This is a genomic window from Vibrio sp. B181a (genome assembly GCF_030248375.1).
GTDB classification, from domain to species: Bacteria; Pseudomonadota; Gammaproteobacteria; order Enterobacterales; family Vibrionaceae; genus Vibrio; species Vibrio campbellii.
In genome coordinates, this window is the sequence record NZ_JAHGAD010000009.1 from 228,622 (window position 1) to 254,007 (window position 25,386).

22 protein-coding genes are annotated in these 25,386 nt (G+C 45.8%); 9 read left to right on the plus strand and 13 right to left on the minus strand.

Going from position 1 to position 25,386, the window contains the following annotated elements:
- Positions 1 to 9: 9 nt before the first annotated feature.
- Positions 10 to 1,002, minus strand: coding sequence for an ABC transporter substrate-binding protein (locus tag KIO97_RS04905; protein WP_012129981.1), 993 nt, complete (start codon positions 1,000 to 1,002; stop codon positions 10 to 12).
- Positions 1,003 to 1,343: 341 nt separating this feature from the next.
- Here KIO97_RS04905 and KIO97_RS04910 point away from each other — a divergent pair, with 341 nt between their 5' ends.
- From KIO97_RS04910 to KIO97_RS04925, 4 genes are all read left to right on the plus strand, one after another.
- On the plus strand, positions 1,344 to 1,634 hold the full coding sequence (locus KIO97_RS04910) for a DUF134 domain-containing protein (protein WP_038891747.1): 291 nt from the start codon (positions 1,344 to 1,346) through the stop codon (positions 1,632 to 1,634).
- A complete protein-coding gene (locus tag KIO97_RS04915; protein ID WP_285381268.1) occupies positions 1,631 to 2,128 on the plus strand; it encodes a NifB/NifX family molybdenum-iron cluster-binding protein in 498 nt (165 codons plus the stop codon). Before KIO97_RS04910 ends, KIO97_RS04915 begins: the two co-directional genes overlap by 4 nt.
- The gene (gene nqrM / locus KIO97_RS04920; RefSeq protein ID WP_045383902.1) at positions 2,128 to 2,334 is read left to right on the plus strand and encodes a (Na+)-NQR maturation NqrM; all 207 of its coding nucleotides are present in this window, start codon (positions 2,128 to 2,130) and stop codon (positions 2,332 to 2,334) included. The genes KIO97_RS04915 and nqrM overlap by 1 nt, the downstream gene beginning before the upstream one ends.
- 101 nt (positions 2,335 to 2,435) lie before the next feature.
- Complete coding sequence (locus KIO97_RS04925) at positions 2,436 to 2,630, plus strand: hypothetical protein (RefSeq protein ID WP_005429524.1); 195 nt, start codon at positions 2,436 to 2,438, stop codon at positions 2,628 to 2,630.
- Positions 2,631 to 2,709: 79 nt separating this feature from the next.
- Here the strand turns inward: KIO97_RS04925 and fusA are convergent, their stop codons facing one another.
- From fusA to KIO97_RS04945, 4 genes are all read right to left on the minus strand, one after another.
- Positions 2,710 to 4,728 (minus strand): elongation factor G, encoded by a 2,019-nt coding sequence (gene fusA / locus KIO97_RS04930; RefSeq protein ID WP_285381270.1) that lies wholly within the window; start codon positions 4,726 to 4,728, stop codon positions 2,710 to 2,712.
- Positions 4,729 to 5,037: 309 nt separating this feature from the next.
- Entirely contained in the window at positions 5,038 to 6,024 is a 987-nt protein-coding gene (gene dgcA / locus KIO97_RS04935; RefSeq protein WP_285381272.1) for an N-acetyl-D-Glu racemase DgcA, read from the minus strand.
- Positions 6,025 to 6,050: 26 nt separating this feature from the next.
- Positions 6,051 to 7,055, minus strand: coding sequence for an N-acetyltransferase DgcN (dgcN, locus tag KIO97_RS04940; protein ID WP_171373442.1), 1,005 nt, complete (start codon positions 7,053 to 7,055; stop codon positions 6,051 to 6,053).
- A gap of 119 nt (positions 7,056 to 7,174) precedes the next feature.
- The gene (locus tag KIO97_RS04945; RefSeq protein ID WP_285381275.1) at positions 7,175 to 8,059 is read right to left on the minus strand and encodes a LysR family transcriptional regulator; all 885 of its coding nucleotides are present in this window, start codon (positions 8,057 to 8,059) and stop codon (positions 7,175 to 7,177) included.
- 202 nt (positions 8,060 to 8,261) lie between these two features.
- On the opposite strand from KIO97_RS04945, the gene soxR reads away from it, so the two are divergent.
- A complete protein-coding gene (soxR, locus tag KIO97_RS04950; protein WP_038891738.1) occupies positions 8,262 to 8,699 on the plus strand; it encodes a redox-sensitive transcriptional activator SoxR in 438 nt (145 codons plus the stop codon).
- 41 nt (positions 8,700 to 8,740) lie between these two features.
- On the opposite strand, the gene KIO97_RS04955 is transcribed toward soxR, so the two are convergent.
- Positions 8,741 to 9,589, minus strand: coding sequence for a tetratricopeptide repeat protein (locus KIO97_RS04955; protein ID WP_045383913.1), 849 nt, complete (start codon positions 9,587 to 9,589; stop codon positions 8,741 to 8,743).
- A gap of 180 nt (positions 9,590 to 9,769) precedes the next feature.
- Between KIO97_RS04955 and KIO97_RS04960 the strand changes: the two genes are divergently transcribed.
- Entirely contained in the window at positions 9,770 to 10,243 is a 474-nt protein-coding gene (locus tag KIO97_RS04960) for an ASCH domain-containing protein (RefSeq protein WP_043883254.1), read from the plus strand.
- A gap of 53 nt (positions 10,244 to 10,296) precedes the next feature.
- On the opposite strand, the gene KIO97_RS04965 is transcribed toward KIO97_RS04960, so the two are convergent.
- From KIO97_RS04965 to KIO97_RS04975, 3 genes are all read right to left on the minus strand, one after another.
- Positions 10,297 to 10,860 (minus strand): GNAT family N-acetyltransferase, encoded by a 564-nt coding sequence (locus tag KIO97_RS04965; protein WP_010645864.1) that lies wholly within the window; start codon positions 10,858 to 10,860, stop codon positions 10,297 to 10,299.
- Positions 10,861 to 10,895: 35 nt separating this feature from the next.
- Positions 10,896 to 11,483, minus strand: a complete 588-nt coding sequence (locus tag KIO97_RS04970; protein WP_050918150.1) for a trans-aconitate 2-methyltransferase — start codon at positions 11,481 to 11,483, stop codon at positions 10,896 to 10,898.
- 88 nt (positions 11,484 to 11,571) lie between these two features.
- The gene (locus KIO97_RS04975; protein WP_285381278.1) at positions 11,572 to 13,089 is read right to left on the minus strand and encodes a phospholipase D family protein; all 1,518 of its coding nucleotides are present in this window, start codon (positions 13,087 to 13,089) and stop codon (positions 11,572 to 11,574) included.
- A gap of 587 nt (positions 13,090 to 13,676) precedes the next feature.
- Between KIO97_RS04975 and KIO97_RS04980 the strand changes: the two genes are divergently transcribed.
- The 3 genes from KIO97_RS04980 (at position 13,677) to KIO97_RS04990 (ending at position 18,552) form a co-directional block, all read left to right on the plus strand.
- Positions 13,677 to 14,834, plus strand: coding sequence for an efflux RND transporter periplasmic adaptor subunit (locus KIO97_RS04980; RefSeq protein ID WP_005531809.1), 1,158 nt, complete (start codon positions 13,677 to 13,679; stop codon positions 14,832 to 14,834).
- Between the two features lie 13 nt (positions 14,835 to 14,847).
- Positions 14,848 to 18,006, plus strand: a complete 3,159-nt coding sequence (locus tag KIO97_RS04985) for an efflux RND transporter permease subunit (RefSeq protein WP_285381280.1) — start codon at positions 14,848 to 14,850, stop codon at positions 18,004 to 18,006.
- Positions 18,007 to 18,285: 279 nt separating this feature from the next.
- Positions 18,286 to 18,552, plus strand: a complete 267-nt coding sequence (locus tag KIO97_RS04990) for a hypothetical protein (RefSeq protein WP_005429553.1) — start codon at positions 18,286 to 18,288, stop codon at positions 18,550 to 18,552.
- 686 nt (positions 18,553 to 19,238) lie between these two features.
- Here KIO97_RS04990 and KIO97_RS04995 read toward each other — a convergent pair.
- The 4 genes from KIO97_RS04995 to KIO97_RS05010 form a co-directional block, all read right to left on the minus strand.
- A complete protein-coding gene (locus KIO97_RS04995; RefSeq protein ID WP_285381282.1) occupies positions 19,239 to 22,340 on the minus strand; it encodes an efflux RND transporter permease subunit in 3,102 nt (1,033 codons plus the stop codon).
- Positions 22,337 to 23,665, minus strand: coding sequence for an efflux RND transporter periplasmic adaptor subunit (locus tag KIO97_RS05000; RefSeq protein ID WP_285381284.1), 1,329 nt, complete (start codon positions 23,663 to 23,665; stop codon positions 22,337 to 22,339). The genes KIO97_RS04995 and KIO97_RS05000 overlap by 4 nt, the downstream gene beginning before the upstream one ends.
- On the minus strand, positions 23,652 to 24,308 hold the full coding sequence (locus tag KIO97_RS05005) for a TetR/AcrR family transcriptional regulator (RefSeq protein WP_285381286.1): 657 nt from the start codon (positions 24,306 to 24,308) through the stop codon (positions 23,652 to 23,654). Before KIO97_RS05005 ends, KIO97_RS05000 begins: the two co-directional genes overlap by 14 nt.
- Before the next feature lie 179 nt (positions 24,309 to 24,487).
- Positions 24,488 to 25,147, minus strand: coding sequence for an HAD family phosphatase (locus tag KIO97_RS05010; protein ID WP_285381288.1), 660 nt, complete (start codon positions 25,145 to 25,147; stop codon positions 24,488 to 24,490).
- Positions 25,148 to 25,386: the final 239 nt, after the last annotated feature.

Below are 25,386 nucleotides of genomic sequence, written 5' to 3' on the forward strand. Positions count from 1 at the left end.
GTCTAAGTCTTACAGTGCACCTTGCACTTTTTTAGCTACGTCTTGTGGAACCCATGCGTTCCAGATCTGCGGGTAATTTTCTAGGAAATGGAACATGGTTTCTTCACCGTCTGCTTGGTTGTCTTCCATCCAAGCTAATAGCTGGTTCATGTCCGCATTGGTGAAGCCACGCTTAGTGAAGTAGTCGTAAGCGGCTGGAGAGCGTGAAGCAAACTCCTCAGTCGTAATGGTATGAACTGGTGAAGGTGGGTACATGGTTGCTTTTGGATTTTCACAGTCTGTTTGTGTTGTACAGCTGACGAACTCTTTCTCATCAACGCCGCTACCAAAATCCACTTTTACCATGTCGTATTTACCAAGAACCGCAGTAGGTGCCCAGTAGTAACCGAACCACGCTTCTTCACGCTCGTAGGCTTTTGCAATTGAGCCAGACAGACCGGCACTTGAACCTGGGTCGATGATGTCGAAGCCTGCGTCAGCAAGATTCATCGCTTTGAAAAGATTGCCGGCGCTAATTTGACAGTTCCAACCGGCAGGACAGCTGTAAAATGCCGATTTTGCTTTGTCTTCAGGATGAGAGAATAACTTCGCGTGCTTTTTCACACCTTCGATGGTTTTCATTTCAGGGTATTGTTTAACAAGATAGGCTGGGATCCAGAATCCTTCTTCACCACCATCGACGAGCGCTTTACCTGCATAGCGTAGGCGTTTTTCTTCGACACCTTTGTCTAGCGCGTCTTTAAGGCTGTTACTCCACAGTTCAGGCGCCACATCAGGCTGTCCTTTTTCAATCATTGATGTGCCTGTCGGCATGGTGTCGCCAGGGATGAGTTCGGCATCACAGCCGTAGCCGTGCTCAAGAATAAAACGGTCCACATTGGCAATCAGTGTTGCAGAGTTCCAGTTCATATCTGCAATGGTAACCGTTCCACACTCACTTGCGTTTGCGTTGGTTGCTGCTAGCGCACCAATCGCTAGTAGTAAGGGAGTTTTGTACGTCATATTGAGTTTCCTTTCTCTAAATAGCTCACTTAGGGTAACGAATTAATCATTAGTGTTCAAACTAATGTGTTGGGTGAATTATAGCTTTATTTGTTAACAATCGTGAAAACGAAGGTGAATGTTTGATGAAAATAGCCTCATGAATGAGAGGTTTTTTATCGACTCATGTCAATGAATCGTATGGTGGTTTGTATGTGTTATTGCATTATTGTTAGATGTCTAATGAATATTTCGCTGTTGATGAGATTTTTGCAAACTAAGATATTGGCATATGCTAAAAACTTTAATTGGCATATGCCATTAACGGGCGTAAGGTGAAGGTGTTTTGTAGAGAGGATGTGATGGCGAGACCAAAAATAGAAAGACGTATATGTGGACGTGCAGCGCACCATTGTTTTAAGCCCAATGGCGTACCGTTTTATGATCTAGAGAAGGTCAACATATTGCCAGAAGAATTAGAAGCATTGCGATTGGCCGATCTGGAAGGATTGAGCCAGCAGCAAGCTGCCGACCAAATGGGAGTCTCTCGCCAGACCTTTGGTAATACGGTTAAAAGCGCGCGTTTTAAAGTCGCGAAAAGCCTAGTTGAGGGTCATGCACTTGTTTTTCCTGACCAGGAGTCAAACTCATGATTTACGCTATTCCGAATGACGGCGAACGCGTCGCCAATCATTTTGTTAAAGCCCCATACATTGCGATTTATTCCGATACGGAAGGGCTGTTGAAAAACCTAGCTAATATTGCTTCTATGCCACAAGCTGGCTGTAAAGCAAAATCTCAACTTATTCAATCTTTGCAAGAATATCAGGTGGATGCGGTGCTGGTTCGTAACATTGGTGAACGTGCGCTTGGGAAGCTTTTGAGCAGTGGTAAGCAAGTCTTCAAGCTATCGACTCGCAGCTCACTGGATGATGTGATGGGTGTACCTCGCTCACCATTAACGGTTGCGACGCAAGGTCGCCCTTCGACCAATCATGCCAAAAAAGGTGGTTGCGGTGGCTGTGGTAGCAAAAAAGCGCTGTCGCTATTGATCAATCCTCAATCTCAATCAAAAAACACACTCATGACGTTGCGCCCGACTAAACTTAAAGCATTAGTTTCTTCTTACGTGAAAGAGGTGAAGTAATGGTTTGGTTGTTCACTTTTTTGGGGTTCTTAGCCATCATTTTGTTGATGTCACTGGGCGTGATCTTTCACAATAAACGTATTCAAGGCAGTTGCGGTGGCTTGAATAACGTTGGCGTTGACAAAGTGTGTAACTGTGAGACTACTTGCGCAGAGAATGAACGCCGCCTTTATCAGATCCAAGAGCCAAGTTCGAAAGTTCAATAGACCCTAATATTGTCTAGAAGATCAAATTTTTAATGGTGAGTTTTTGCGCATTTTTTGTTCGCTTCTACGCTTAAGATTCGTCTTAATAAAGGAGAACCAAAATGGCATTTATGAAGCAGGATATCCCAAACCGTGTAACGGTGTACCATGACAATGTCGATCAGGAACAAGAACTAAAGAATGCGATGTTGCCAGAGAAGCCACGCTATTTTAACGGTTCTCCTACCTATAAAGCCGACAGTGTAGAGCAGTTCCAAACCAAACTGGACCAGATTGGTATGTCGTTAGATAAATAGACCTCAACTGAATACAACAACGCCCTCAAGTTTCGAGGGCGTTTTTTGTTGGTGAAGTTAATTGTGTTAAGTCTTAGCTTTACTGTGTCGCTTCGTTGCAGACCTGTTTTTGTACTGCTGGTGGCGCTGGTTCGTAATGGCTGAGCGTCATGTTAAAACTGCCTTCACCGCCAGTAATTGAGCGCAGACGACGAGCATAATCTTGCAGCTCGTTGACCGGAGACTTGGCTCTTAACATGGTGAAGTTCGCGTCGATAGGCTCAGTACCTTCAATAAGACCGCGATTACCAGATAAATCGCCGGATACATCACCCACATTTGCGGTTGGAATATGAAGCTCCATTTGAACAATCGGTTCGAGCACAATCGGGTCTGCGTTGTTGATCGCATCTAAGAAGGCTTTCTTACCTGCGATGACAAACGCGATTTCTTTTGAGTCAACCGAGTGGTATTTACCATCGTAAACGGTCACCTCGACATCTTTGATTGGGTTACCAGAAATCGCTCCTTCTTCTAGTGCTTGAACAATGCCTTTTTCCACTGCTGGGATGAGCGCGGTAGGAATCGCGCCGCCTACCACTTTATTGATGAACTTGAAGCCCGCACCCCGCTCGAGTGGGCGTACTTTTAATTGTACTTCACCAAATTGACCGGCACCGCCACTCTGTTTCTTATGACGATAATGACCTTCTGCTGGCTTGGTTATGGTCTCAAAGTATTCGACGCTTGGTTGGCTGGTCTCCACTTCCAATTTGTAAACAGAAGACATTTTCTCAAGCGCTACTTTGAGGTGGAATTCACCCTGACCACTGATGATGGTTTCATTAGTACGTGCGCGATGTTCGATTCGAAGAGAAGGATCTTCACTGGCTATTTTATTCAGCACATCCCCAAGCTTTTGTTCGTCGCCACGTTTAACAGGCTTGAGGCACAGCGAGTACATTGAATCTGGGAAGTTGAGGGTTTTGAGTTGCACGCCATCTTCTTCATGAGAGTCATGAACAATGGAATCAAATTCCAACTCATCCACTTTGGCGAGCACACAGAAATCGCCAGCAAGTGCCCTTGGGATCTCCGTTCTGTCTTTGCCTTGCAATTGGTAGAGATGACCGACTTTAAATGCTTTGTTGCTTTCGCCGATGTAGAGTTGACTGCCTGCGTTGATTTCACCTTGGTAAACACGTAAGTAGGCGAGTTTGCCCATGTAAGGATCGACGCTGATCTTGTACACATGCGCCACGCTGTGCTCAAGTGCTTCGCAGTTTACTTTTACCTTCTTGCCGTTTTTCTCCAACAGTGGTGGGTTGCCTTCATTTGGCATCGGCATTATTTCCGCAAGAGTTCTGAGCAGTAGTTCTACCCCCGCACCGGTTTCGGACGACACAAAGCAGATTGGAATCACGTGTCCGGTTCTCAATGCTTCTTCAAATGGATCATGCAGCTGCTCTGCTGTCAGTTCTGAGCCTTGTTCGAGATACAGTTCCATCAACTCTTCATCGACTTCAATCACTTGGTCTATCAAGGTTTCATGTGCTTCTTCGACTTTGGCGAGCAAGGTGTCGCGTTCGATCTCTGGTTCGAAATAGCAATCCACCACCGATTGAGCATCGGCTGAAGGTAAGTTGATTGGTAAGCAATTATCACCAAAGTGTTGGATGATATTTTCCATCACTGCTTCAAGTTGGTTGCCGTGGTTGTCGAGCTTGTTGATGATGATCATCTGGCACTTTTGCTGCTCTTTAGCAAAGGCGAACAAGCGGTCAGAAGTTTGGTTGATGGGCATTTGTGGGTCGATGATCAATGCGGAAGTTTCAACGGCAGGGAACACGCTGAGTGTGCGTCCGAGTAATTCACTTTGTCCGGGAGTGTCGATGATATTGAGGCGGTGTTTGTTCCAACTTAGGGCGACTGGTGTGGCTTCGATACTGTGTTGATATTGGATGGATTGTTGGTCGAAATCGGTCACCGTATCGCCTTTTTCCACACAACCTAAATGGTTGGTAGCTTGGCAGGTGTAGAGCAGTTTTTCTATCAGTGTGGTTTTGCCGGTACCCGTTTGACCGACAAAGGCGATGTTGCGGATCTTATTGATAGGCATAGAGCCTCCTTGCAAATGACGTGCGAAACCGAGTGAGCCTTTAGCGGCCAATCAACGATTCCAAAGCAAACCTGATATCAGGCACGAACTGCATTGGAGTAGGGCGGGTTTACCGCCTTTTCGTCTTCCATGTCATTTTTCGGATGACTCTATACATACAACCACCACCTTGCTGAAAAAGCGCATTAGAGGTTACTACGGTATTAGCATGCCGTAATAACCCCGTAATTTATGTGACTTATTTCATGCTGATGGTGATTGTTTTTTAATCTAGGTCATGAAATGGGTGATGGGGTGATCACTGATCCTTTACAGGACGATATCACCTTCTCGATATACCAAAGCAGGCTCAACATCCTGACCCAGTAAAACCGGACCATCTAAGTCGACCACTTTCGATTGGACAGCGATAGGTAGCGCTGCACGCATCGCCAGTGAAGTGCCTAACATGCAACCAGACATCAAGGTAAAGCCAAGGCGTTTCGCTTCTTCTGCAAGCAGTAGGGCTTCGGTAAGACCACCCGTCTTGTCGAGCTTGATGTTGACCATCTCGTATTTGCCCACTAATTCATGCAATTGCTGGCGTGTATGGCAACTTTCATCGGCACAAAGTGGAATTGGGTGCGAAATGTCTTTTAGCTTGTCATCGTCATTCGATGGCAAAGGCTGCTCAATCATCGCAATATTCAGTGGCGCTAGCGCGGCAAAGGTGGCGTCTAAATCCAGTTCTTGCCATGCTTCGTTTGCATCCAGCACGATCATTGCCTCAGCTGCCGCTTCACGAACTGCGCGAACACGCTCAATCACTTGTTCGCCGTCGAGCTTCACTTTAAGTAGTTTTGCGCCTTGTTCGATGTAACTACGGGTCTGGTTTGCCATTGCCTCTGGCGTGTTAATCGACACGGTCATCGCAGTGACAATCGATGTTGGCAGTTCAAATAAGTCTTGAGTGTGTTGCTTGCCCGCTAGCTTAGCTTGTAAGTTCCACATCGCGCAGTCGAGTGCATTACGTGCCGCACCACCAGGGAGAAGGGTTTGCAGCTGTTCTCTGAGAGAGACTATGTTCGCATCGCCTTTGGCAAACAAACCTTGTAGTTCATGGGCGGCTTGAGAAATGGCTTTGATCACCGATTCCACCGACTCGCCGTAACGGGGATAAGGCGTACATTCACCTTGGGCACTGATGCCATTCTGCTCTATGGTTACTCGCACCACGTGGCATTCGGTTCTGCTGCCACGTGATATACGGAAAGGCGTCGCCATCGCAATGGTGACGGGCTCTACATGAATTTTCATCGCGTCTACAATCCTTAAATCGCAACTTAAATCGCAATAATGTGTTGAGCAATTTGCTCTACGCCAAAACGCACAGGGTCGGTCACTGGTACTTGGTATTTCTCAGTCCAGTCTTGGCAAAGCTGTGCGGCATCATCTTCACTGATTGCAGAAGTATTCAAGCAGATTCCGACAAGACGTGTGTCAGAGTTTGTTAAACGTGCCGCTTGTAAATTCGCTTCGATGGTTTGCTCAATCGTTGGCAACTTAGCATGAGGAAGGTTGCGAATGTGTGGGCGACCGATCTCGTGACACAATACCAAAGCGTCTGCTTGTGCACCGTGAAGCAAGCCTAAACTCACGCCAGCAAAAGAGGGATTGAACAGTGAACCTTGCCCTTCAATGATGTCCCATTCGTGGTCAGTAAACTCAGGGCTAATGGCTTCCACTGCACCAGAGATAAAGTCCGCGACAACCGCATCAATCGAAATACCACTGCCCGCGACTAAGATGCCCGTTTGACCTGTGGCTTTGAACTCAGCTTTACAACCAGATTGCTGTAAGGCTTTCTCAATCGCGAGGGCCGAGAACATTTTTCCAACCGAGCAGTCAGTGCCAACCGTTAGTAAGCGTTTACCTGAGCGCGCCTTACCATTGCCCACTTTCAACGGTTCATCGTAATGGCGCACATCGTGCAGTTTGGTCAAGCCACGTTGCTGTAAGTCATTCAAAGGCGCGAATTCAGAAAGACGTTGGTGCATACCTGAGGCAATTTCAAACCCCATTTCCGCCGCTTCGAGCAAGGTTGATTGCCATGATTCAGGAATAACACCGCCAGGGTTTGCGGTACCGATGACAAGCGTTTTTGCGCCTTGCTGCTGAGCCTGTTGCAGCGTCATGTCGGTTAAACCTAATGAAACGGTTTCTGACGTAAGACGAAGCTGACCTAAGCAAATCTCTGGGCGCCATTGGTGAATTCCGCGCGCGGTTTTTGCCGCTAATGGGTCGGTGACGTCGCCAAGAAAAAGTAGGTAAGGTTGAGCAATTTGCATGATGGTTCCCTCTGTCATTCGTACGTTTTCAGACAATGTAGTCAGTTTGAAGAGGGAAGCCGAATGCCTATTTGTTGTGTGCCTATAACTTAAGGTTATAGGTGAGCATGAGTGCTAACTTACTGATTAACATGCTGCTTTAACGACTCAATAAAAAGCTTGGTCGATATGGATTGCGGCGAGTGTTCTGCAAACAAGATAGAGATAGAAAATGACAGCGCTGGAGAAAGTGAGTGCACGCTTACTGATTCGTCATCTTGATACTGTTTTGCTGTCCATGGGTCGACAATCGCAAACCCGGCATGATGCTTGACTAGCTCGGCGGCAGCGGCGTAACTGCGTACTGTGATCGCATGGTGATAATGTTCATCACGTGCAGAGAGTGTTTGATGAAGCAACAAACCTAGTGGGTCGCGACTGTCCAAGCCAATGATTGGCAGATCGTGCTTAATCAAATCATCAAACGATACCGCGTCGTCGTCCGAATTGAGCGCTTCTTTTGGCGCAATCAGAACAAGTTGTTGCTTGAGTAAAATCTCACTCAAAATTGCGGGTGGCGCTTCTTCACCAAAGGCAATCGCTACATCCAATTCGTGCTTAAGTAAGCCTGAACACAGCTCATCACGGTTTGCGGTTAATAGTTCAAATGAGATGCCTTTTTGGTTCGATAGTGTCGCAACCGTTGGAGCAAGCAGTTGGGAAGCTAAGACAGGCGGCGCTCCGACTCTCAAGTGCTGAGTACCTTGCTTCACCTTATTGGTGAGGGAGCGAAATTGCCCAAGCTGTTGGTAGACTTTCTCTGCTTCTGGCAGTAAGGCTTTGGCTTCTTGGGTCGGCACTAAGCGACCTTTGACACGCTCAAACAGGGCAAAGCTAAGTTGTTGCTCCGTATGGGCAAGTACCCGAGTGACATTGGGTTGCGATACATGCAATAGGCGTGCGGCACCAGAAACGGTTCCGGTTTGCATGATGGCGTAAAAGACTTCCAATTGTCTTAAATTCACTGCGGTTTCCTTTGCGGTTATCGAGCAAGATAAGTTTCCCTAATTTACTTCATTCCTGTCTCTAACACTATGTTGTCGTTTTGTTGAAGTTTTCACTGCGCATTATTTTCATCGTTTTTGCGTTCCTGATTTGTTAACGTAGTGTTGCTTTTAAACCTCAAGTGAACTTGAGGAGATACGTTTATTGAACAAGAGGATAGAGATGGAAATCAGCGTAGGCGAAGTGGCGAAGCGTTCAGGGGTCAAGGTGTCCGCATTGCACTTTTATGAGCAAAAGGGATTGATTTCGAGCTGGCGAAATCAAGGCAATCAACGTCGTTATCATCGCAGTGTGCTTCGTCGCGTGGCGGTCATCAAAGCTGCGCAGCAAGTTGGATTGTCATTAGAAGAGATAAAACAGGCACTGGAAGAATTGCCTAAGCACCAAGCCCCAAACAAGGAACAGTGGGAAACCATGGCTAGTCATTGGCATGAGCAGTTAGAGCAGAAAATTCAAAAACTCAAAGCATTACAAAGTGATTTGGGAGGCTGTATCGGTTGCGGCTGCTTGTCGCTAGAAACCTGTGCATTAAGAAACCCAGAAGATGTACTGGGTAAAGAGCACGCAGGGTCAAATCTAACATTAGATGAAGAAGGTTGAGTCCTTCTTCATCGATGTGTTTGAAGAGTTAGTGTGGCAGGCTATTGTTCTGCAATAGAATACATCAAGCGTTCAAATCGCTCATGGCCATGGAGTAGCTCGAGATCGGGTTCTTCCGCTAATAGATCGCGAATGGATGGGCTGGTATCAATCGCACGCTCCAAGTCCTCAATCGCTTGCTCTTCAATCCCTAAACGAGAGTATGCACAAGCTCGTTGATACAAGGCTGGACCGTTGGTGTCATCTACTTCAAGAACTCGGTTACACAAGCTCAGTGCCCAATGGTACTCTTTGATCTCCATTGCCGCGTCAGCTTTGTAAGTCAATGCTTCCAAATCCCCCGGGCGAACAAGCAGAATTTCATCGTAGATATCGATACGTTGCTCAGGTGTCTGTGAGCTTTGTGCGCGAAGCCATAAGTTATGGATCTCGTTTATCTTTTCTATTTCTTTGTTGTTCTCACTGATAATACGAGTCTTGCGTTTTAAGTCGCGCTCTAATGCTAAAAATTTCTTTTCGTACTCTTGGGCTATTTTTTCCAAGCGTTTGTCTGCCATTTCTTTGGTGTTGTGCTTGAACTCGCGCAGGGATTGCCAACCAACAAAAGCAATGAGCGAGGCGACACCAGCAATGATGTAGAAGAAGTAAGTGACGGTGACATTGGCATAGTTCAGTGACTTATCGGCCACCGTTAACTCACGGTCAGTGATTTCAACAATCATTCTACGCTCTAGGTCTTGTTGCTCCTGACGAAGTGATTTCAACTCATCAAGGATATAACGCTCCATTAATGGTCGGTCTAAAAGGTCGGATTCTGAATGTTTTTCTTCTGATGCTAGGGTTGGAAAAGAGAGGAGAGCAGCGAAGAAGATGCCAATGAATAAGCGCATAGAACGTCCTTTTGCGTCGTGTGTGGTGTGATCCCTGAAACCATAGCAAATAGAGGCTAGTTTTAGCAAAAAACTGATAAAAAATGCTTGTTTTATAAAGTTTTCTAATGAGCGTGATACTTGTCCTTTTTATGGTGAATGGATATCCTTTCTTTTTATTGGAAATGTATGGCAAGCAGTATGGACGCAAAATCACAAGCCTATCTTGAGCAATATCTTCAAACATTATCTCAGCAAGAAAAAGACGCAATCCCATCGGTGAGTGCGGATTACTACTGCGCTGATGAACATAATGCAAATGCTTGCGCTGAATTGGTACGAATTGGTCAGAAAACCGCCTCTTGCAGCATGGAGCTTTGGTATAGCGAACAGGGAGAAATGATGCCTCAAGTTGGACACCTACAAGTTGTGACCAACTGGGATGGTGAACCTGTATGCGTCATTCGAATCACTGATGTTAGAACTTGTCGATATGCAGACGTGAGTGAGGAATTTGCTCACGCAGAAGGGGAAGGTGACCGCACAATGGCTTGGTGGCGAAAAGCGCACACCAGATTTTTTAAAGCGGAATGCGAAGAGCTGGGTATCGAATGGCATGAGCAGCGATTATTGCTTCTAGAGCGGTTTGAAGTAGTGTATCCGCAATTGAAATGAACCTGATAGAAAAAGGCTTGGTGAAATGCTAAGCCTTTTTCTAATAAGATTGTTTACGCCAATTGTTCTTGGCTATAGAGCTGTTGGATCAGCGTTTGCCACTCTTCTCTTAATACGCCATATTTTACTGAGTCGTAGTACTCGCCTTGGTAATAACGTACTTTGCGAATGCGTGCTTCTTGCTGCATGCCAAGCTTTTCTGCACAACGCATCATTCTTGGGTTACCTGACCATGTTGTTAAGCCCACTCGTTCTATGTCTTGGGTATCAAAGATGTGGCTTATCCAAGGCACGAGTGCGGAAAAGCCCAGCCCTCTATCCCAGTAGTTCGAATCGTAAATGACGATGCCAGCTTCCAACCAACGAGTGCTTTCACATTCCCAATACCAGCTCACTGAACCGACAGGTTTGCCCTCGAACTCAATCAACAACATGTCTTTGCCTTTCAGTAGGCGTTGAAATGTGTGGTTCCGAAAGCCTTCTAATGTCGGTGTTTGATAAGGGAAGTAAGGGCCATTAAATTGCGCCCAGCGTTCATCCTCAGTGATGAGCTTATAGAGCGCTTTGGCTTCTTCCGGAACGGCTCTTCTTAGTGTGACGCCTTGGAAATGGTACATAACACTCCTTTTAGTAACGGATTTATAGTAACGAGTTAACGTTTGACGGCAGTGATGCTGAACGTATGCCAATGTTTAGCGTTCCCAACAGCAGTGGTGCCGTCTTCATCCCTCTCATAAAAGTGGATGATTTCGTAATCGTCAAATAATGCTTCGACTTCTTCCTTAGTAAACGCACTGATATTTGAGTGTATGTCTGTACCAACCCAGGAATCGCGAATCCCCAGTAAATCGCCGCAGAATATACCACCCGGTTGTAATGTTTCGTTAATTCTCTGCCACACGCTTTCGAAGCGTTCACTAGGGCAAAAGAACAAGCTTGCACTGGCAATAAATAAACTGCACGGTGGGTAATCAAAGTCACTAAAGCAAGATTGCGATATGGAAAAGTTAGGATTGCCTTCGAAACGCGTCAAGCAAGTTTCCACCGCATCTTGATGAGTGTCAAACGCGTAAACGGTAAAGCCTTGATTAAGAAGGTAGTTTGAATCTCGACCAGTACCGCATCCTGCATCAATGGCGATTTTGCTGTCGAGCATAAGGAGATTGGCGGCACGTTCTACGTTTGGTCGGTGAGGTTGGCTTGCAACCTTTTGGTAGTATTCGTTCCATGTTACTGACATTGAGGTTCCTTTCTTATGTGTAAAAAACGCTAATCAGTGCTGAATAGCGTTTTGATTTAGATTTGCTGATTTTATCCTTACAGGGAAGCTAGAGCTGATCCTCTATTGGCAGGATGCCCGAGAACCAAGCGCCCATTTTCCGCCATACGCTGGCTTCTGGTTCTGAATCGAATGTTTCGCCTGTCGCTTGATCAAGCCAGATGATATCACCGTCTTTGATGGCAACCTGGTAGGCACTTTCTTTGAGTTGTTCAGGCAACATGGCGAGTGACTTCTGCACGTATTCTGGTTGTTCTATGACCACACCCATCTCTGTATTGAGCTCAGCTGAACGTGGATCCCAGTTCATTGAACCGACAAATAAGGTTTTACCATCGATCATCATGGCTTTGGCGTGGAGACTGGCTCTGCTGCTGCCCGTTAAGCTCCATTTGCTTTTGATTTTGGCGCTGGCTTTTACTTCCCAAAGTTTAATCCCTGCTTTAACCAAATCTTCACGGTATTTGGCGTACCAGCCATGAACGGCAAACACATCGTTTGATGCCAAGCTGTTAGTGACTATCGTGATATCAACTCCACGTTGGGCGGCTTCTGCTAGAGCTTTGGTTCCAGAATCCGTTGGCACGAAGTAGGGAGAGATCAAAACAAAGGACTCTTTTACATTTGCTAACAGCTCTCCCAAGTTCGCAACCAGTTGGCTTTCTTGAGTGGCAATCTTATCGGGCAAGTCGAACCAGACATCACCTTGGCCCCAATACAAATGAAGCTTGCCCTGCTGGAGCTCTTCATAAAGATCTAATTCTTTAAAGTTGTATGGGCCGGTGGAGAATTTTTCTTCTAGCTGCAGCTTTTTGACTTGAGCCTGAATCGCATCGTCTGCCACTTTTTCAGACTCAGGCACAATCCACTCCATTGGGATGGCATAAAGGCTGTTCCAATAAAGATCGAATTGATCCGCAGTTTGCGTCACCGCTTCACCGTAAAGCATCAAATCGAAATCACCAAATTCGACGTTAGATTCAAAAGAGAAGTATTCGTTACCAATATTTCTACCACCAACGATGGCGGAAACACTGTCAGAAATCAGAGACTTGTTATGCATACGTCGATTTAGGCGTTCAAAATCGCTTGCTAATGCGAATACGCGAGCATCTCTATAATGGTGCGGATTAAAAAGTCGAATTTCGATGTTTGGGTGAGCGTTCAGTTCTGCCATTCCTGCATCGTTTCGCTTTTGCATGTCATCTAGAAGCAGGCGAACGCGTACGCCACGTTGTGCTGCTTCATACAAACGCCACGTGATCAGTTGGCTGGTTTCGTCACTGCGATAAATGTAGTACTGCAAATCAAGACTTTTTTCTGCGGATTCAATTAATGCAATTCGGGCAAGGAGGGCATCGTTGCCTTGATTAAGCGGGTAGAAGCCCGTGTCTGAGTTAGGATCTTTGTCATAGCTTTCAAAGAATTCTGCCAACGCAGAGTCACTTTGGTAGCCGAACTGAAAGCTGGTCGATTTCTCACTAGGGTCCCTTGGCTGAATTGAGGAACAGGCCGAGATAAGTACAAGCATTGAACCGAGTAAGGTTTTAGAGAGAGAACGTAGCAATGCACACTTCCTTGTTAATACATAACGTAACTCTTTGATTATATATCAAGCGTTGAAAGTAGGTAATGCGAGCGATTGTAGCCAAGTCGCAGTTTTTTTAATCAAGCAATCGAATCTAAATGAGTCGGTATGGCTTTTGAGGGCATATTATTCGGGCGGACAATATCATGTTTTTTACTGATCTTTTACTCAAGAATGGTCAATATCACTAATATCTGGTGGTAATTACCAACACTACACTGATAGAAATAACCATTTGAAGTTAACTTATTGATATTTAAGGTGTAAATGTTTGGCATGCCGATTGCGTATAAACAGTGAGCGTAAGAGGCCTTAACTTGCGAAGTTGGTTAAGTTTTTGTTAATTTTATTAACTTGCCATGGATAGTTCTTTTGCGATTGATAATTGCGAAACACAGCGGAAGCGCGGCTCTCTTATAAAGTTGTCTATTTCAGATGCAAAACTCACTGTTTGTCTGCGGGGAGTAAGATGCTAGGTTGCCGAATGTTCAGTTCGTTAACTCAGCGCTGAGGCGCAAGCCTGATGGAGACAAACAGGAGAATACAAAAATAAAAAAGGAATCTTGATGTTAGCAAAACCAGTATTACGTTGGCTTTTACCCTTCTTTGTGGTGGGCAGTTCCTATGCGGGTTATGCCGCAATTGCTGCTACTGCGCCCGAGAAAGAGTCAACCAAAGACACCGTTACTGAACCGACGGTACAAACCTCTTCACTCTTTCCTACCGATCACAAAGTGGTTATCACCAGCCATGGTGAGATGGTTCCTTTCGAGAAAACACACTTAGCGGCGCAAGTTAGCGGCGAAGTAGTCAGTTGGCACCCCAACTTTGTGACAGGTGGCATCGTTAAGCGTGGAGAGGTGTTATTCACGATTGAGAGTGATAACTACGAAGCGGCCGTTTTACAGGCAGAAGCTGGCTTGGCAAGCGCACGTGCTGCGTTGATCGAAGAGCAAGCCAAAGCGGAAGTCGCAAAACGCCAAGCGAAAAAGTTAAGCGACAAACAAGTCACAGACCTTTACTTACGCAAGCCACATGTGTTGAGTGCTCAGGCTCAAGTGAAGTCAGCTCAAGCTGCGCTGAAGCGAGCGAAGCGTGACCTAGAAAATTGCAAAGTAGTAGCGCCATATGATGCGCTCGTTGTTGAGCGTGAAATCGGTGTGGGTCAGTTTGTTTCTTCTGGTTCTCGTGTGGCAACATTGAACAATATCGAAGTGGCGGAAATCCACGTACCTATCGCTGGCTTTGACAGTGCTTTTCTTCCTGAATCACTGAAAGAGCTGCGCGCAACGGTTACGCAACAAGGCATTCTATCGACGACTCGTGAAGGTAAAGTGGTTCGAGATCTTGGCATGATCGACAGCGCGACGCGCATGATCAACATGGTCATCCAAGTAAGAGACCCATATGGTCTCGACAATAATCAGCCGCCAATCAAGTTTGGCTCGTATGTTGAAGTTAGCTTTACTGGTAAGGAACTCAAGCATATCTACCGTCTTCCTCAAGAGCTGGTGAGAAACCGCACGGTATGGGTTGTGAATGGTGAAAATGAGCTTCAACCAAGAACGGTAAATGTCCTTCGTGCTGAGGGGGAATTCCTACTCGTGGGGGAAGGTCTTGAGCAATCAGACAAGTTGGTACTGACGTTGCCGGAGTACCCACAAAAAGGCATGGCTGTCCAAGTCGCAAAAAAGAATGACGACTCCGAAACCGTCGTACAGTAAGTAGGAGTCAATCATGGAAGAGAATCAACAAAAGGGCATCATTGCCTATTTTGCCAATAACTCTGTCGCTGCGAACCTAATGATGGTGTTCATCATCGTGATGGGTATCGTCAGCTTCATGTTCATTCAACGACAAATGTTTCCAAACGTTGAAGTAAACTACATTAATATTCACGCGGCTTATCCTGGTGCCTCTCCACAAGAGATTGAAGAGAGTATTCTGGTTAAAGTTGAAGAATCGATCAAAGACGTCACCGGCATCAAAAAGACCGTAGCACGTGCTTCTCGAGGTAGCGCTCATGTATCGATAGAAGTGGATGTGAATGCCGACATCAAACGTGTATTGGACGATGTAAAGCAGCGGGTAGATACCTTATCTAACCTGCCAGCAGGCATGGAACCCATCAACGTTTATCAGGTGGAATGGCGACAAGAGGTGATAGAGATGGGCTTGGTGGGTGATAGGCCACTAGAAGAGCTCAAACCTATCGCTAAGCAAGTTGAAGACGAATTACTGCAACTGAAAAACGTTATGCTGGTGGATATAAATGCACCAGAAGAAGAGATTGCGATTGAAGTCGATCCGCTTGTTTTGCGTAAATACGACCTGACTTTGAACGATGTGAGTAATGCGATTCGTCGTTATTCTGCAAACTATTCTGCTGGTGAAGTAAAAACCAATGCAGGCATGATCGCAGTACGTATTGAGAACCAATACTACCGTGGTGATGAGTTCCGTAATATCCCAGTTAAGCTTGGCGCAAACGGTGCAAAAGTTCTGCTACAAGACATCGCAACAATTAAAGACGGCTTTACTGAGGAAGACCGTTACTTCGAATACTCGGGTCAAAATGCGATCTACATGGCGGTTCAAGCCACGCGTGATCAAAACATCATTCCAGTTGCCGAATCCGTTCGTAACTACATCGAAGCAAAGAACAAAACCTTACCTGATGATATTCAACTGAAAGTTCTCGTCGATATGACCTACTACCTAAATGGTCGTCTCGACATGATGTTGAAGAACCTGCTTCAAGGTGCCGCTTTGGTTGCCATCATGCTCTCGGTATTTCTTCGTTTCCGCTTAGCAATGTGGGTAATGTTGGGGCTACCTGTGTGTTTCTTAGGCGCAGTAATGATGATGCCAATGCTGGGTATCACCGTGAACATTGTGTCTTTGTTCGCCTTTATTATGGTGCTCGGTATTGTGGTGGATGACGCCATCGTGACCGGAGAAAGTGCCTACAGTGAGATCGAAGAGAAGGGTGGTGGTGTTGAGAACGTTGTGACGGGTGTTAAGCGTGTCGCGACTCCGGCGACCTTTGGTGTATTAACCACGATAGCGGTGTTTGCCCCATTCCTACTCTCAAGTGGGATTGATAGTGCCTTCTTTTACGGCATTGCGGGTGTGGTGATCCTGTGTCTTATCTTTAGTTTGATTGAGTCTAAGTTGATCTTACCGGCTCACTTGGCGCACACGAACTTTACCCCAATCAAAGCAGGTGGTTGGCGGGATAATTTCAACAAGCGTTTCTTCGGCTTTGTTAATGGTCCTTACCGCAGCTTTGTTAAGACTTGTACCCATTGGCGTTGGACCGTGTTTGCCTTCTTCTGTGGTCTGTTACTGATTAGTGCAGCTTTAGTTAGCTCGAACTATGTTCGTGTGATTCCAAACCCGAAAGTGCCAACGGATTATCCGGCGATTACGATTGAGATGAATGACACGGTGTCGAGCGAGCAAACCATCAATGCGTTAAAAACCATTGAAGGCGTGATGCAGAAAATCGAAGACCAGATCATTGATGAACACGGGCAGGGCATGATTCGAGATGTGCTTTCTTATAACCGCAGCCGTACTGAAGGTCGTATTCTTGTACCGCTTGTGGATGAAGAACTGCGCCCATTCAATACCTTTGAACTTGCACGCCGTTGGCGTGAGGCAATGCCAGTTATACCGGGCATGAAGAGCTTTAAGATCCGCGAGCAAAGTGCAGGTGGCGGTGATCGCGACGAGTTTGGTTACTTGCTGTTTGGCTCGGATATCAATGAGCTAAACGAAGCAGGTCGCTATTTGATTGGTCGCTTACAGCAAGAGGAAGGTCTGTACGATATCTCGTCGTCTATCGATTCGGGTAGTAAAGAGGTACTGCTATCACTTGCCCCGGTTGCTTATGATTTGGGCTTGGATCTGACTATGATCGCAGAACAAGTAGGCGGCAGTTTCTACGGTGGTGAAGCACAACGCATTATTCGTGATGGCGAAGAAATCAAAGTCATGGTGCGTTACCCGCAACTGACGCGTGAAGCCTTCTCATCACTGCGTTACGCTGTGATTACCACGCCAGCAGGTAAGAAGGTCATGCTTGGTGATGTGGTGAAGATCAACGAACAACCGGGTGTGAGTAGCATTCGACGAGAAGGTGGTTACCAAACCGTTTACGTTTATGGTTCTATTGATGAAGAGCTGGTTGAACCTCAAGAAGTTGTGAAGGTAATTGACGACAACATCTTGCCGGACATGAAGCAAGCCTTCCCAAGTGTGAAAACGGAATTGGGTGGTGATATCGAAGAGCAAGCTGCGCAGCGGAACGAGCAAATCATGTTCTTCATTGCAGGCATGATCATCGTATACATCTTACTGGCTGTGCCACTTAAGAGTTACACCCAACCGCTTATCGTCATGTCGGTGATTCCGTTTAGCTTAACGGGGGCGATTTGGGGACACTTCTGGCTGGATATGGACATCAGCATGATGTCGACATTTGGTTTAATTGCGGCAGCGGGTGTGGTTATCAACGATTCCTTGGTGATGACAGATTACGTTAACCAAGTGCGAGAAAAAGGCATGAGCATTAAGCAAGCGGTTGTTGAAGCTGGCTGTGCACGTTTTCGAGCGATCACGCTGACGTCAATTACTACCTTTGCTGGTGTACTTCCAATCATGTTTGAGACTAGCTTGCAGGCGCGTTTTGTTATCCCGATGGCAGTAGCGCTCGGTTTTGCCGTTCTATTTGCAACTGTCCTTACTTTGATTCTGGTGCCTTGTTTGTACCTGATGTTAGAGGATATTAAAAACATCTTCCGCATTGTTAAACGGTTCTTTGGTCGTTTGATAGGTAAGTTCAAATCACAGTCATCAAACACTGTCGGCAACGAAAGCACGCAAAGCTAGTATCACTTAAAGCGAAAATCTAAAGCAGCCCTCGGGCTGCTTTTTTTGTTTTAAGCGAACTGAAAACGACTATCTATACTATAAATTGAATGAATGGTTAAATATTCATAAATATCGTTGGTTAATTTAACACTGTGTGTGTGAAATTCGCCATTGAGCAGATGGTAGAAAAATAAACTTTTGTTTAAGTTGTTGATATTAAAGGTTTAAAAAGTTGGCATCCTATGTGCAATGTATAGAGTGCAACCCAATGAACTGCTAATCCCTAAGGAGCTTATTATGCAAAGCGTATTTCTATCTACTCTAGGTCTTATTGCTGTAATGTCATCACCAATCGCTGCTGCCAACACTCTAGACAAAGAAGAGTGGAGTGCGGATTTACGTCAAGAATTTACAACAATGAAGCATGAGGCGGTTGCGGACATCCAACAAATGAACATGGACGCTATTGATGAACGCGATGAACGCATTGTTAAACACATCAAAGAACAACAAGCTCAACTGGTAAAGATCAAATGCCAGAAGACAGAGGCAACCAAGTCATAACCTCTGACGCCAAAGATTCCGTGTTAGTCACAAGGACGAGTGATTAACCAGAGTGTATCCGATACAAGCACGACGTTAGTGAGCAGTCAGCGTCAACCTTGTTGCTCTATTTGCCAACCTATTAATGGGTTGGCTTTTTTATGCCTGTTGATTGAGGAGGGGCGCCAAAACTGGGAATTGAGTAGGAGAAATACGGCAGATAGAAAAAAGCCCGCGAAGAATACCTTCACGGGCGAAAAAAGGGCACCAAATTGGGTGTCTATTCATTTTGGAGATGGTCGAACGTCCATATCATACTGACAATAGGCTTGGTGAGAGGCTTACCACCAGTGCGACCAACGAGGCTAAAGTTAACATTGTTGTAATGATTGTTAAAATGTTAATTCTTCAATCAATGATTTCATTATCGTTAGTTCAGGATGTGAATGTGTTGTTGGTGTGTGTCATAAGTGTGCCAAATACCGTTTTTGATAATAAAACTTATCATAAATCCTACGGTGATCATTTAGGTTGGTTATATAAAACTCGACATACTGCATTCTTAATTGTTCATACTTGCACTTAATTCCACACAATAACCCTGTGTTTGTTAAGCGTTTGTATTGCTTTTAACGCTATTTGCCGAAAACAAAAAGAGCGACCTAAGCCGCTCTCGTTCATTTTGATAAGTAAACTTATCAGTCGTTTTAGATTTCTTCGTGCTTATGGACTAGGCCGAAGTCAGCTAAAATGGCATACGCAGCAGGGATCATAAACAACACCAATAGAGTGGATGCAAAAATACCAAACACGATGGAGATAACCAGTGGTTGGATAACCTGTGCTTGCAGGCTGGTTTCAGTCAGTAACGGAAGCAAACCTGCTGCAGTGGTCATTGATGTTAGGAATACTGCTCTAAAGCGCTCTCGACTGGCTTTGACTACCGAGTCGTGCACATTATCCCCTTCATCGACATGATGGCGTATGTACTGAACTAACAGAATCGAGTCATTCACCACAATCCCTGCTAATGAGACGAAGCCCATCATACTTGGCATACTTAATGAGTGACTGAGTAGGATGTGTCCCCATACCACGCCAATAAAGGCAAGCGGTATCGCGAGCATTACCACGAATGGTTCCAAATAACTGCGGAATTGGTAACTCAGAATCGCAAACACGCCAAACAAACCAAGCAAGAAGCCTTTACCCATTGATGCGCCAGTTTCGGCGGTATCTTTGGCTTCGCCTTCAAAATCGAAGCGAAGGCCAGGATACTTTTGCATCAGCTTTGGCGCTTCATCTTGTTGGAACTGACGAATAATGGCAGTTGAGTTGGCTTTCGTATTGTCGATATCGCCGAATACGCTCACAGTGCGCAAGCCATCAATGCGCTGGATTCTTACGTAATTACGCTGGAAATCCAAAGTCGCAATGGTCGCGAGTGGAATTTGACTGCCATCGGACAAGATAATTGGGAAGTTTGCCAATTGCTGTAAGTCACCCGCTTGTGCTTTATCGAGGCGAACTTCGATGGAAATGTTTTCTACCCCAACTTGGATCTCGTCTGCGGTTTGGCCAAAGAAAGCCGCACGCAATTGATTAGCGATGAGCTGGCCGTTAATCCCATAAGCTTCCGCCCCCGGACGCAGTTTAACCAAGACTTCTTCTTTCCCCATACGCATGTCATCCAACACACCATGGACACCGTCAAACTCATTCAAGTATTGCTGAATGTCGATAGAAGCTGCTTTGAGCGCATCCAGATCGTCATGCTTCGCTCGAATTTCAATAGCTCGTCCACCCGGGCCCATGGTCGGTTGTTTAAATACCAGTGAGATAGGATCGGCAAGTTCACCAATGTCTTCGCGCCATGCATCGATAAATTCATCGATGAGTGTGTTACGACTCTCTGCACCAAGCAAATCCAGACGTACCGTGGCAATGTGAGGGCCTGATTCATTCGCGTCGGCATTGGCGTTGAATTGACTGGTGATGTGCAGAACCAATGGATTGCCGTCTTCCACTTTTTCTGTCCATTCTTTATCTAGCTTTTGAGCGGAAGCGACGATCTTATCGACGACAGCTTCCGTTTGAGACAGAGAAGAACCCGGAGGAAGAATAATGCGCGCTTCTGCAATGTCGCCATCCAATTCAGGGAAGGGTTGGAACTTGAGTAAACCACCTACTAACGTGGCTGCGGAGATAAGAAGCAAGGCAACCACGCCCCCCATAAAGGCATAGCGATACTCGACCACTTTATCGACTGCGTTGACTAAGGTGGTGTTGCGGAAGTTCTCAAAAGAAGCCAGCAGCTTTTGTTTGAACTTGGGTGTCTTTCGCTCTTGCTTTTGTTTATGCAGTGAATGAGAAAGGTGGTTAGGTAGGATCAAGAAGGCTTCCACCAAACTTAAGCTCAATACGAGGATCAGAACTTGAGGTACCGCTTTAAGTACTGCACCCATTTCACCTTGCAGGAATAACAAGCTACCGAAAATACACACCGTGGTTAGGAAGGAAGAGATGACCCCCGGTAGTACCTTTTTCACCCCTTTAATCACGGCATCATCTATCTCTTCTCCTCGGTCGAGGTGAGCGGCAATCGATTCAGCAATAACGATGGCATCATCCATCATGATACCGATGGCCATGAGTAACCCGACCAAAGACATGATGTTAATGGACAGGCCAAGTTGCGCCATCAAAAATAACCCACCTAAGAAGGCAACGGGCAAACCAGCCGCAACCCAAAAAGAGTAGCGAAAACTAAAGAACAACCACATGGTGGCGAAGACCAGAATGATACCTTGCCAACCGTTTTTGACCATCATGGTCAGGCGATCCCAAAGTACGGATGAAAGATCATTGGTCATTTGTAGCATCACACCGTCTGGGGCGATGGCTTGTTGTTCTTCGACAAATTGAGCAACACGTTCCTTGATACGTAGCGCATCGTCTTCTTTGTTTTTACTGACTTTTAGTAAGGCAGAAGGGTGACCATCAAAGAGGACTTTCTGTTCGTCCAATTCAAATCGATCAGTAATCGTTGCGATGTCTCTTAGACGGATGATTGATCCATTTGGACCAGAGCCCACGACGATAGTCTCAAGCTCTTCTGGCGTCACACGTCGTTCGTCAAAGCGGATCAGAAAGTTCTTATCTGGCGTTTCGACATTACCACTTGGCAACTTAACGTTTTGACGACCAATCTGCTCAGCAATATCACCAACACTCAAGCCAAGTTGGCGAATAGCTTGAGTGTCTAGCTCTACTCTGAATTGGTGGTCTGAGAAGCCAGCCACGTCAACTAAAGATACGTCATAGTCGAGCTTTAACGTGCGCTTAAGCTGTTCCGCATACGCTTTTAACTCCGGCCATGTGGTATCTGCGGTGATCGCGACATCCACAACTGGCTCATTCCAATCCAACTCTTGTACCACAGGAGATTCAATTTCTTGTGGGAAGTCATTAATCGAGTTGATCTGAGTTTGAACGTCGACCAGCATGCGGCCGATGTCGGCTTCTTCATTCAGTTTTAAGATAAGACGCGCAGAGCCTTCAATCGCTTCACATTGCGTTTCTTCAATGTTAGCAAGACCATCAACAGCATCTTCCATTCGGACGCAGATACTCTCTTCGACTTCTTGCGGGGAAGCGCCAGGGTAAACCACACCAGCGAGGATGTAGGGCGGATCAAACTCAGGAAAGGTTTCCCGCTTAATCGTGGAAAGTGAAGAAATACCCAATATCAGCAGCGTTAGCATCAGCAAGTTGGCTGCTGTTGGGTGCTTGGCGAAGAATCGGATCATGAATCAGACTCCTCAATCGCCGCTTGTGACTGTTCAGGTGACTCTTTCAATAGCATGCCGTTAATCGCTGGCAGCAAATCGTTGATGATCAGCTTTTGGCCTTGCTCCAATTCGCCATCGATCACCACTTGGTTATTGCGGCGGTATAACACTTCAACCTTCACCACTTGGAGACGATTGTCATCACCCATCAGGTAAATCTTATCGCCATGAAGCGCACGCTCTGGTATGACCCAACTCGGATTCTCTTGCCCCTCAATCAAGGCACGCACAAACATGCCGTTCACCAATGGAGGCGCAGAGGTTGGGTTTAATGCACGATAGTCTTGTTCAATTTCCAGAATCACACCGGCCGTCGCTTGGCTTGGATCAACCGTTTCACTGATGCGTGCAACTTTCGCAGGCCAGCTTGCAGAGAGGTTACCGCTGCTGAGTTCAATGTTGGCATGAATCGAATTCATATCAGGTTGTGGAATACCAGATTCATCACGGACAAACTCACCGATGCTCGCTGCCAAAGTTTGCATGTCATGAATGGAAAGCTGAGCTTCCACTTCCATGACATCAATGCCATGTCCGGTCACCATGGTCTGTTGGAGGTTCACCACTTGGTTTTGTTCAATTTCAACTTCTGCAATACGCAAGTCGTTAGGAAGGGTGATGATGGTTTTATCAAGCGAACGTTTCGCTTCGTCCACTTTTGATGCGTTGACCTTAACTAGGGCTTCTGCGACACGCTTTTCATCCGGCATCAAACCGATTTGGTTTTCGATATCCAGCACTACCTTACGTTGAGAAAGCGTGCTTTGCTCTTGCTGATCTACATCCGATTGTGAGGTTAAGCCTTTCTTACGCAGGTTTTGTTTACGGTCTAACTCTTTGTTAGCGATAACTAGGCGGTTGGCTTCTATCTTGAGTGTGCTTTTGAGATTCGCTTCTTCTTGGTTCAGCTTAGCCAGAGAGGTTTGGGCAGATTTGAGATCGGCTTGGGCTTGAACCAGTTTCAACTCGTAATCGAGTGGGTCGATGCGCAAGATTTCCGTTCCTGCTTGCAACACTTGTCCTTTTTCCAGTTGCGGGTGACGGTAAACCACTTTACCTGTCACTTCAGCTATCGCTTTCCATTCAACTTTCGGAGCGATTTTACCAAAGCCAATAGCAACAGGTGCGATGGCTTTGAGTTCCAGAGGAATTGTTTCAACCAATCTTGCACGATCACCCGCAGGCTTTACCGGCAAATCTGGCTTAAGGCTCATCGCCAAAAATAGAATGACGACCCCAACAGCAAGGGCAGGAAAGAACAGCAGCTTTTTATTCATTTTCATATTGGTCGCCCGAATCTAAAAATCCATGTTTCATCAGTTGTATGTTGTGTTCGAATAATCGGTTCAAGAAGGCTTCTGAGAGCTCGATACCGTGAATAGCTAGAAGTGCTGGTGGTGCCATAAAAGGAAACACCATTAAGCTGATGTAAGAGACGCGACAAAGTTGAGGGTCAGCGTCTTTTCGTAAAACGCCACTGTCGATCAACTTATCAAAGATCACGCCTTGCATTGGTTTGCTGATATCAGCGAAAACTTTTTCGAGCAACTTACGTTGGGTCTCTGAAGGAGGCATATGCATGACTTGGGCAATCAAACGCGGGAACTGTGGCACCTTAATCATCTCGCGGTAGTAGGTGCGCATTAAATCGAGGAAGTTTTGCTCATTGCTGTCTGACATCAATGCCTGCATCTGCTTTTGCATTGGTGACAGTGTTTCGCGCAACATGGTCTCGAACAAGCCCTCTTTGTTGCCAAAGTAGTAGCGAATCATCGCCACGTTCACGCCTGCTTTCTGCGCGATCAAGCGAGTAGATACCTTGTCGTAAGCCATAATGGTGAAGAGTTCGCGCGCATGGAAAATCAGCTTCTCCCGTGCGTCGATTTTATCTGTGGGTCTTCCCGCCCTTCGATGAGCTTTCGTCACAATCGTCTCTCAAAATATTAAACATTTGATTAATTATAAGACGCTGATTTCTCATGCGACATGCGAAAAATTAATCAGTATTTAATCAAGTGATTAATTTGTGAAGGAGAGGCACAAAAAAGAGCAGTAAGGTCTGCTCTTTTATATCTCGTGAAGAGGATAAGTGATGTTGAGCCGATTTACCCCCAACTCAACACAGTCCAATTTGGTCTATTGGTGTGCTCTTTTAGGCGAGGGCATGGATTGACCAGATAGGCGTAATCTGCGTATTCACACAGTGGTAAGTCGTTGACCGAATCCGTGTAGAAATGGATTTCTGAGTAGTTGTCAGGCTGAGTTTCTAACCACTGTTTTAAGCGCGTTACTTTGCCTTCTCGGTAACTAGGGATTCCGTCGATTTCTGCGCTATAACGGTTATCAGCCACCACTAAGTCAATCCCGAGAGCGTTAGGAATACCGATGCGTTGACCAACCGCTTCTACCAAAAAAGTGACGCTGGCCGAGATGATGACCATATCTATCTCATCACCAGACAGTTGTTCAATCAGTGTTTTGGCTTGCGGGAATTGTTTAGCCAGAATATGGTTTTCAACGCACTCTTCCACTAAGGCGTTGACCTGTTCAATAGGCATGTTTTCTATCGGCTTCATGGAGAACGTTAGGTAATCTTCCATGTCCATTTTGCCTTCTGCGTACAAGCCCATTAGACGCTTATCTTCCTCAATAAAGTTAGTCGCAGTGGCGATGCCTTTCTCAACCATAAATTCATTCCAAATCATTGCGCAGTCAGCGTTGATTAAGGTTTCATCCAGATCAAAAACATACAAAGGCTTGGACATAGTTGGCTTCTCACAGTTTGAATCGAGGTCGACGGAACGTATCGCTCAGTATAGAGCGAGGTTTACGAGTATGGGACGTATGTTAACGATAAACTGTGACGATTTCGTGGCACTTTTTCTGGCTTTTGTAAAACAGAATATCAATGTCATGGGTTGAATCATGTCTGAGTTGGCGATAGACAACTACAATACAGTGATACTTATAGGAAATGCGTGTTTTAGATGCATTTGTACGTTAC